This is a genomic window from Archangium sp. (genome assembly GCF_036388035.1).
GTDB lineage: Bacteria > Myxococcota > Myxococcia > Myxococcales > Myxococcaceae > Archangium.
Genome location: NZ_DASVSO010000354.1, coordinates 1 through 7771 on the forward strand (window position 1 = coordinate 1; position 7771 = coordinate 7771).

A 7771-nucleotide genomic window follows, 5' to 3' on the forward strand; every position below is an offset into this window, starting at 1 on the left:
GCCCTCGGCGGCATAGGCGGGAGCCTCGGCGGTGAAGCCGGCGGTGCGCTGGGTGACGGCCACCTGCTCCGTCTTCACGCCCTTGACGCTCAGCCGCCACGCGAGGCCACCGGCCACCTGGCTCACGTTCTCCTCGATGGCGCCGTCCGCGGCCACCACCACGCGCACCCGGTTGCCCTCGCCGGGCACCGAGAAGGCGCTGATCATCTTCACCGGCGTCTCCAGATCGCTGGTGTCCAGGCTGCGCTCGAGCTTGCGCGGCAGCTTCGCGTTCTCCAGCGTCAGCACCGCGCTGCGAGGATCCGGCCGCTCCACCTTCCAGGCCACCGCGCCCGAGAGCTTCAGGTTCACCCGGCCACCGGCGTCGTTCTCGTCGAAGGACAGGTCCTTGACCTCCACGGTCGCCGGCTGCGCGGCCACGGGCGCGGGACGCAGGGGCTCGTTCTCGGCCACCACCTTCTCGGGCGTGTCGGCCACGGGGGCGGGCTTGCGAGCCACCTTGTCGCCGAGCACCACCTCGAGCCCACGGCCCTTGCGGTCCACCCGGTACGCCGGCATCTCTCCGCGCACATCGAGCACCAGCCGCACCTTGTCCGAGTGCGCGCCCACACGAACGTCCTTCAGCGTCCCCGACTGGACCCGCGGGGCACGGGCCGACAGGCCCACGCCATACACGTCCACCGCGAGCCGCGGCGGATCCGCCAGCTCCAGCACCTCGTAGCGCGCCACCTCGCCGTCGGCGCGGATGCTCAGCGTCTCACGGGCGAAGGACAGGGCGGTGATGCGGCGGGCCGGGTGCGCCACGTCGCGCTCGTCCGCCTCGGCCGCCACCACGTTCTCCGGCAGCGGCGCGGCCGGGGCCTTGGCCACGGCGGGAGCCGGCTGCGCGGGGGGCGTCTTCTTCTCCGGCGACTCGCTCGGAGCCACCGGCCGCGGCGCGGGCTGCTCCGCCGGAGCGGGCTGAGCCATGGCCACGACGGGAGCCGGCTGCGCGACGGGCTCGGGCTTCACCTCGGGCGCGGTCGGAGCCTCGGCCTTCGCCTCGGCCACCGCCCCATCCACCGAGATGACGATCCGGTTGCCCTCCGCGCGCACGTCGTACTGCGCGGCCTGGTGGAGCGCCACCAGCACCCGGCCGACGCTCGCGCGCTCGTCCGAGAACTGGGAGGCCACCACACCGGACACCGGACCCTCTCCGTTGTGGTGTCCCTTGATGCCCGTGGCGTCCGCGGACGAGAGGTCCACCACCAGCCGCTCCGGACCACTCAGCCGGAAAACGGTGAAGGTGGGAGCCCGGGTGCCAGTCACCACCACCTGGGCGCCCGCTCCCGTCTGCACGACCTTCAGGTCACGCAGCGTATTGAGCTCGGCGGCCTCGGCCCCGACGCCCACGATGGCAACCAGCAAAGCGGTCACCATGCTCATCAACTTGCCCCTCGTCACAACGCTCTTCTCGAGCATGCTTCCCCTCAACAAGTTGCTATGGGCCGTGGGAGCCAGGCCAACCCGGCTCCCCCGTCACCGGGCCGCTACGGCTCCCAGTTTTTGCCCGTCATCAGGTCGTAGGCGGGGTTCACCGTGGTGTCCTGCCGCAGCTCCAGCTTCACTGGATTCTGGATGACGCGCTCGGGCGTGGTGATGACCTCGGTGACGATGACCTCGTCACGGAGGATCTGCGTCACCTTGCCACCCTGGCGCCCCATCCGGGTGTTGCGGCGCACGATGTGACCGCGCCCCATCGGGTCCTCCACCATGGCCATCGGGTTGGCGTCACCGGTGACCACCGCCACCAGCCGCAGCTGGTCGATGTCCCACTGGCACAGCGGCTCATTGCACGCCAGCTGCGGCCCCGACTGCTGCGAGTCCGTCTTGGACTCCTCGACGGGGCTGCGGAACGGGTCGCGCTTGCCCACCGGGTTGTAGTTGTAGGTGTACGTCGGCGCCGTGGCCGCCGCCACGGCCGCTTCCGCGACCTTCGCGGGCGCAGCCTGGGCAGGCGCCGGCGCGGGAGGCGGCGGCGCGTCGTACTCTTCCTCGCCACAACCCGCGAGCACGAGGGCCAGTGCCCCCGAGATGAACATGGAGTGGAACGTCTTCATCCTCAGGTCCCCTTGTCGCCCCATTTCCAGGACCGATCAAGTTTCTGCTACGACTTATTGGGTCTTCGTCTCGACTTCTTACTTCGTCTCGACGAAACGGAAGGTGGTGGCCATGAAGGAGCTCTGCAGGAGCACCTTCTCGTTCTTCATGGTCGCGTTGCCGAGCTGGATGTTGTTCACGTTCACGATGCGCCGCATGTTCGCCACTTCCTGCAGGAACATGGCGATCTCATGGTAGTTGCCGGCCACCACCATCTTGATGGGGATGCGCGCGAAGAAGTCGCCGCCCCCCACGCTCTCCGGACCGGGCTCCACGCGGGAGATGGCCAGGCCGGACTTCTTCCCGATGTCGTTGAGCTGCGCGAGCAGCTCCTCGACGTCCTTGTTCTCGGGAAGCTCGGTGAGGGCCTCGGCGAGCTTCTGCTCCAGCACGTCCATCTCGCGCCGGCGCTCGTTGAGGTTCTGGGCGATCTCGCTCTTCTCCGCGAGGTCCAGGTCCAGCCGACGCTGCTCGGCGCGCTGTCCTTCCGCCTGCTCCTCCAGCGGCTGGATGACCCAGAAGAAATTGGCGGCCGTCATCAGCACCACCGCGGCCGCCAGCCCACCGAACTTCACCGCGGGAGGCGCCTTCACGATTCTGTCGAGATACTTGTCCATCGTGTTCAGGCTCCTCAGATGGCGTAGTTGGCGTTGAGGGTGATGTCGAAATCCACCGTCCCCAACTCACCCGGCTTGGGTGCGGCACCCTGCGCGGTGCTCTTCAGTTCGACGGCGGAGAAGAAGGGCTTGATGTCGCCCACGGGGAACTCCTCGATGGCCACGTCCGCGGCCACCAGCTCCACGCGAGACGTCTTGGCGTCGCGGCGCTGCTCCACCAGGCGGCCAATGCCCTTGGGCGTCCAGACCATGCTGTTGAGGTTGCGCATCAGCTCGGCCACGTCGTCGTGGCTGATGGCGGAGCCCATCAACCGCACGTTGCCGCGCTCCTCGTTGAAGCCCTTGATCCAGGCCTTCTTGGGCAGCGAGGTGGCCAGCGCGTCCAGCAGACGCACCGGACCGGAGCGGCCCCTGCGCAGCTCGTCCAGCACGGCCAGCTTCTTCTCCACCTCGACCTTGCGGGCGTTGATGTTCTTCACCTCGCCGATCGTCTTGTCGAGCTCGGCGATGCGCGCACGGGTCGCGTTCAGGCCATCGGCCTGCTTCATGACCACGTCGTCCCGATCGGAGTACCAGAAGTAGTTGCCCACGCCGGCGGCGATGAGCACCACAGCGAAGAGGGCCAGGATCTGCCGGCCCGCCTCCTGCTGCACTTTCTTCCGGACGGGCAACAGGTTGATGCGGATCATCATGAGAGTCGGTCCTTCAAACCTTCAGAAATCGGAGAGGAAAGGTCAGCCGAGCTTGTCACCCGGACGGCGCAATGCCAGACCCACGGCCACCGCGGCCATCGGCGCCACCTCCATGATGAAGGAGGGGTCGAACTTGCGGTTGTCCACGTCGATCTTCCGGAAGGGGTTCAGGATCTCCACCGGCACGCCCACGCGCGACTCGATGGTCTTGAACAGCGCCGGAATCTTGGCGGTTCCACCGGAGAGGTAGACCTTGGTGAAGGTCGCATCCACGGCGGTGCCCGCGTAGAAGTCGAGCGAGCGCTGGATTTCGCCGGCTACCTGCTCGGCCACGCTCATGAGCACCCGCTCCACTTCCTGGGGGACCACCGCATCCGAGTCCCCGCGGGTGCCGCCGATCTTCAGCGCCTCGGCCTCCTCGTAGGAGACGTTGAGCTGCTTCTGGATCTCCTCGGTGAACTGGTTGCCACCGATGGTGACGTCACGGGTGAACACCGTGGCGCCGTTGGAGATGATGTTGATGTTGACCACCGAGGCGCCCGCGTTGATGAGCACCACCGTCTCCTTGTCGGGGACGTCGTAGTTGGTGGCGAACATGTTCTGGACGGCGAAGGCGTCCACGTCCACGACCACCGGCTGGAGCCCCGACTCGGAGACCACGGTGGTGTAGTCGTTGATCATGTCCTTCTTGGCCGCGACCAGCAGCACGTCCATCTGGCCGGTGGCGTCATTGCCGCCCGCGTCCAGGATCTGCGTGTCGATGTTCACGTCCTTGACGTCGAAGGGGATGTACTGCTCCGCCTCCCACTGGATGCTCTCCTCGAGCTCCTCCTGGCTCATCCGGGGCATCTGGATCTTCTTGATGATGACCGAGTGGCCGGAGACGCCGATGGCAACCTCCTTGTTCTTGACCTTCAGCTCGGACATGAGCTCCTGCAGCGCCTGGACGATGGCGGTGGAGTTCATGAGCGCGCCGTCGACGATGGCCTCCGGAGGCAGCGGCTTCATACCGAAGCTCTGCAAGGCGTAGCTCACCTGGCCACGCTTGCGCTGCTCCTTGAGCAGGATCATCTTCACCGAGGTCGATCCGATATCCAGACCGAGAGCCAGCTTTCCCTTCGCCATACAGTCGTCGCTCCGTGGAGGGGCCGCCAGCGTAGCACCGGCTCGCGGGCCCTCCTAAAAAGTGCTCCGCGCCTGCCCGCGTAGCAGGCGGCCAATCTATCCCCCGGAATTCCACGGCGGAGAACCCACGCCGCTCTCAGGAGGCCGATTTTCCGGCCCCGGGCGCGTTTCGTCAAATCGCCCCGTTCGCCGCTCCGTCCACTGCTGGGCGAGCTGTCAGCCTCGCTCCCCCTCTGCATCCGCGTCGATTCCGTACTCCTTGATTTTATACAGCAGGGCCCGATGGCTGATCTCCAAAACCTCGGCGGCCCGGGTGCGGTTGCCCCGGGTGCGGCGCAGGGCGGCGCGGATGTAGGACTCCTCCAGGTCGCGGATGGCCTGCTTCAGGGAGAGATTGGCGTCCGGAGGGGGCTGCGGAGGGGTCGGGACGGGGGCGACGGCTGGCGGAGGCGCGGACCAGAGCCGCTCTGGCAGGTTCTGCGGGAGGATCAGCTCTCCCTCGGCCAGCAGGACGGCGCGCTCCATCGCGTTCTCCAGCTCGCGCACGTTGCCCGGCCACCCGTAGGAGACCATCAGCGCCTCGGCCTCGGGGCTCAAGCCGCGCACGGGCGGCTCGCGGTTGAGCTCGCGGTTGAAGCGGGTGAGGAAGGCGCGCGCCAGCAGGACGATGTCGCTGGGGCGCTCGCGCAGCGGGGGCACCCGCACGTTCACCACGTTGAGCCGGTAGTACAGGTCCTCGCGGAACTCGCCCCGCTCCACCAGCCGGCCCAGGTCGCGCAGCGTGGCGGCGAGGACGCGCACGTCCACCTTCTCCACGCGGTTCTCCCCCACCGGACGGACTTCCCCCTCCTGGAGCACCCGCAGCAGCTTCACCTGGGCGGCCGGGGGCAGTTCCCCCACCTCGTCGAGGAAGAGCGTGCCGCCATCCGCCTCGCTGAAGAGGCCGCGCCGAGCGGTGCGCGCGTCGGTGAAGGCCCCCTTCGCATGGCCGAAGAGCTCGCTCTCGAGGAGGCCCGCGGGGATGGCGCCGCAGTTGACGGCGACGAAGGGCATGGCGGCCCGGGGCGAGCGCGCGTGCAGCGCCCGGGCGACGAGCTCCTTGCCCGTCCCGCTCTCTCCGGAGATGAGCACGGTCGTCCCCACCGGCGCGAGCCGCTCCACCTGCCGCAGCACCGCGCGCAGCGGCTCGCTCTCCCCGAGGATGCCCTCCGCGGGCGAGGCCCCTCCGGCCCCCTGCAGGCGCCGGTTCTCCCGCAGCAGCCGCTCGCGCTCCTCGGCCTTGCGCAGGACGAAGACGATCTCCTCGGGCTTGAAGGGCTTGCGGACGTAGTCGTACGCGCCGGCGCCCACCGCCTCGAGCGCCTGCTCCTGCGAGCCGTACGCGCTCATCACCACCACCGTCAGGTGCGGGTGCTCGGCGAGGGCCTGGCGCAGCACGGACAGCCCATCGCGCCTGGGCATGCGCACGTCACACAGCAGCACGTCGTAGTCGCGCGCCGCCAGCTCCCGGAGCGCCTCCTCCCCATCGGCCACGGCACGCACCTCGTAGCCCAGCCCGGACAGCACCAGGGTGAGCACGTGGCGAAGCGAGGGCTCGTCATCGGCGACGAGGATGCTGCGGAAGAGGGCCATGGCTGCATCCCAGGAGTAGCCCACTCCAGCCTGCTCGGCCAGATTCCGCCTCAGACGCCTGGCAGGCGGACGGAGAAGCGAGCACCGCCCCCGGGGAGGTTCTCCGCCATCAGCCGTCCGCCCATGCCCTCGGCCAGGCTGCGCGAGACGGCGAGTCCCAGCCCCGTGCCCTGCCCCGGCTCCCGGGTGGTGAAGAAGGGCTCGAAGAGGCGCGGCATCACCTCCTCCGGGATGCCCGGCCCCGCGTCCTCCACCAGCAGAAGCACGTCTCCCCCCTCACTCCGGGTGGAGAGCCGCACCTCCCCCTTGCCTTCCATGGCCTGCACCGCGTTGAGCAACAGGTTGATGATGATCTGTGACAGCGGCCCGGAGTCCGCGCGCGCGAGCAGGCCGGGGGTGAGCGCGAGCGACAGCCGTACGCTCGAGAAGTCCCGTCCGGCCTTCACGAGCTGCACGCATGCCTCCACCACGTGCCCCACCTCCACCGGCCCCAGCAGCCCCCGCCCCGGACGGCCTATCTCCAGCAGCCCGCGCACGATGCCGTCGATGCGCTGCACCTCATGATCGATGCGCGCGAGGAACTCCTGCACCTCGGGATCCTGGGTGCGGGCCCCGGCGAGCGACAGGTAGCCGAGGATGCCCGCCAGCGGGTTGCCCACCTCATGAGCGACGCCCGCGGCGAGCCGGCCCACGGTGGCCAGCCGCTCCGAGGACACCAGCTCCATCTGCGCCTGGGCCAGACGCGCGTTGGCGGCACGCAGGGCCTCCACCTGACGCCGGGTCGTCTCCTGCTCCTCCTGGAGCGCCAGGGCCATGCGCGAGAGGGCCCGCTGGATGCGCGACAGCAGGGGCCCCGCGCTCTCCGTCATCGACGCGTCCAGCTCCAGCCGGCCGAGCTGCTCCACCAGTTCCTCGGTGCGGCGCAGGGGGCGGCCCACCATCAGGTCCAGCACCCCGTACGCCACGACGGTGAGCAGCACCAGGTCCAGCCCGAGGAGGAAGGGCAGCGAGCCGATCGTGCGCACCAGCAGGGCGGCCTCCCGCGAGCCGTGCCCCGCCGTATGGCGCACCGCCTCCATCAAGGCGAGGAGCGGCCGATGCAGGGTGAGCCAGGTGCAGCCGGTGCCCACCGCGCTGAGCAGGAAGGCGACGCTGGCGACGCGCCACTTCATCCCCGCACGCCCTTGCTCACCGCATCCCCGTCATCAGGAAGTCGAGCGGCACCGGCAGCACCGTGCTCAGCCACGGGCCAATCAGCATCACCTCGAGCGCGGCGAGCGACAGCCAGGGGCCGAACGGAATGTTGGTGGGGCCCGGCACCCAGTCATCCTCCTCCTCCTCATCGTCCGCGCCTTGCTCCCCCGCCTGCTCGGGCGTGACACCGGGCTCGCTCACCGGGGCAGCACCCGACTCGGCGGCCGTACCCGTCAGCGGCGCGGCGGAGACCTCGGGCACGGGTGACACGCCGGGCTCGCTCACCGGGGGAGCACCCGACTCGGCGGCCGTGCCCGTCGGCGGCGACGCGGTGGACTCCGCGGGCGCGGGCGCCGGTCCCGCTCGCCCATG

At 69.4% G+C, this 7771-nt stretch carries 7 protein-coding genes and 1 pseudogene; all 8 read right to left on the bottom strand.

Annotated elements, in window-relative coordinates; genetic code table 11:
• Window positions 1-1461 (bottom strand): AMIN domain-containing protein (locus VF697_RS14390; RefSeq protein WP_331095291.1); only part of this gene is annotated, 1461 nt, incomplete at its 3' end.
• 68 nt (window positions 1462-1529) lie between these two features.
• Window positions 1530-2099 carry a pilus assembly protein PilP gene (locus VF697_RS14395; protein WP_331095293.1) on the bottom strand — a complete coding sequence of 190 codons (570 nt, stop codon included), beginning with the start codon at window positions 2097-2099 and terminating at the stop codon, window positions 1530-1532.
• A 78-nt stretch (window positions 2100-2177) separates the two neighbouring features.
• Complete coding sequence (locus tag VF697_RS14400; RefSeq protein WP_331095295.1) at window positions 2178-2756, bottom strand: type 4a pilus biogenesis protein PilO; 579 nt, start codon at window positions 2754-2756, stop codon at window positions 2178-2180.
• A gap of 14 nt (window positions 2757-2770) precedes the next feature.
• The gene (locus VF697_RS14405) at window positions 2771-3448 is read right to left on the bottom strand and encodes a PilN domain-containing protein (protein ID WP_331095297.1); all 678 of its coding nucleotides are present in this window, start codon (window positions 3446-3448) and stop codon (window positions 2771-2773) included.
• A 42-nt stretch (window positions 3449-3490) separates the two neighbouring features.
• Complete coding sequence (pilM, locus tag VF697_RS14410; protein WP_331095299.1) at window positions 3491-4573, bottom strand: type IV pilus assembly protein PilM; 1083 nt, start codon at window positions 4571-4573, stop codon at window positions 3491-3493.
• A 216-nt stretch (window positions 4574-4789) separates the two neighbouring features.
• Window positions 4790-6205, bottom strand: a complete 1416-nt coding sequence (locus VF697_RS14415) for a sigma-54 dependent transcriptional regulator (RefSeq protein WP_331095301.1) — start codon at window positions 6203-6205, stop codon at window positions 4790-4792.
• Window positions 6206-6255: 50 nt separating this feature from the next.
• The gene (locus tag VF697_RS14420; RefSeq protein WP_331095304.1) at window positions 6256-7377 is read right to left on the bottom strand and encodes a sensor histidine kinase; all 1122 of its coding nucleotides are present in this window, start codon (window positions 7375-7377) and stop codon (window positions 6256-6258) included.
• Between the two features lie 16 nt (window positions 7378-7393).
• Window positions 7394-7771: pseudogene (locus VF697_RS14425) on the bottom strand (prepilin peptidase); the annotation flags it as partial.

Bases quoted from the DNA above. Each gene is read 5' to 3' on its own strand.
- VF697_RS14395 (WP_331095293.1), bottom strand. From the start codon at position 2,099: ATGAAGACGTTCCACTCCATGTTCATCTCGGGGGCACTGGCCCTCGTG.
- VF697_RS14400 (WP_331095295.1), bottom strand. From the start codon at position 2,756: ATGGACAAGTATCTCGACAGAATCGTGAAGGCGCCTCCCGCGGTGAAG.
- VF697_RS14405 (WP_331095297.1), bottom strand. From the start codon at position 3,448: ATGATGATCCGCATCAACCTGTTGCCCGTCCGGAAGAAAGTGCAGCAG.
- pilM (WP_331095299.1), bottom strand. From the start codon at position 4,573: ATGGCGAAGGGAAAGCTGGCTCTCGGTCTGGATATCGGATCGACCTCG.
- VF697_RS14415 (WP_331095301.1), bottom strand. From the start codon at position 6,205: ATGGCCCTCTTCCGCAGCATCCTCGTCGCCGATGACGAGCCCTCGCTT.
- VF697_RS14420 (WP_331095304.1), bottom strand. From the start codon at position 7,377: ATGAAGTGGCGCGTCGCCAGCGTCGCCTTCCTGCTCAGCGCGGTGGGC.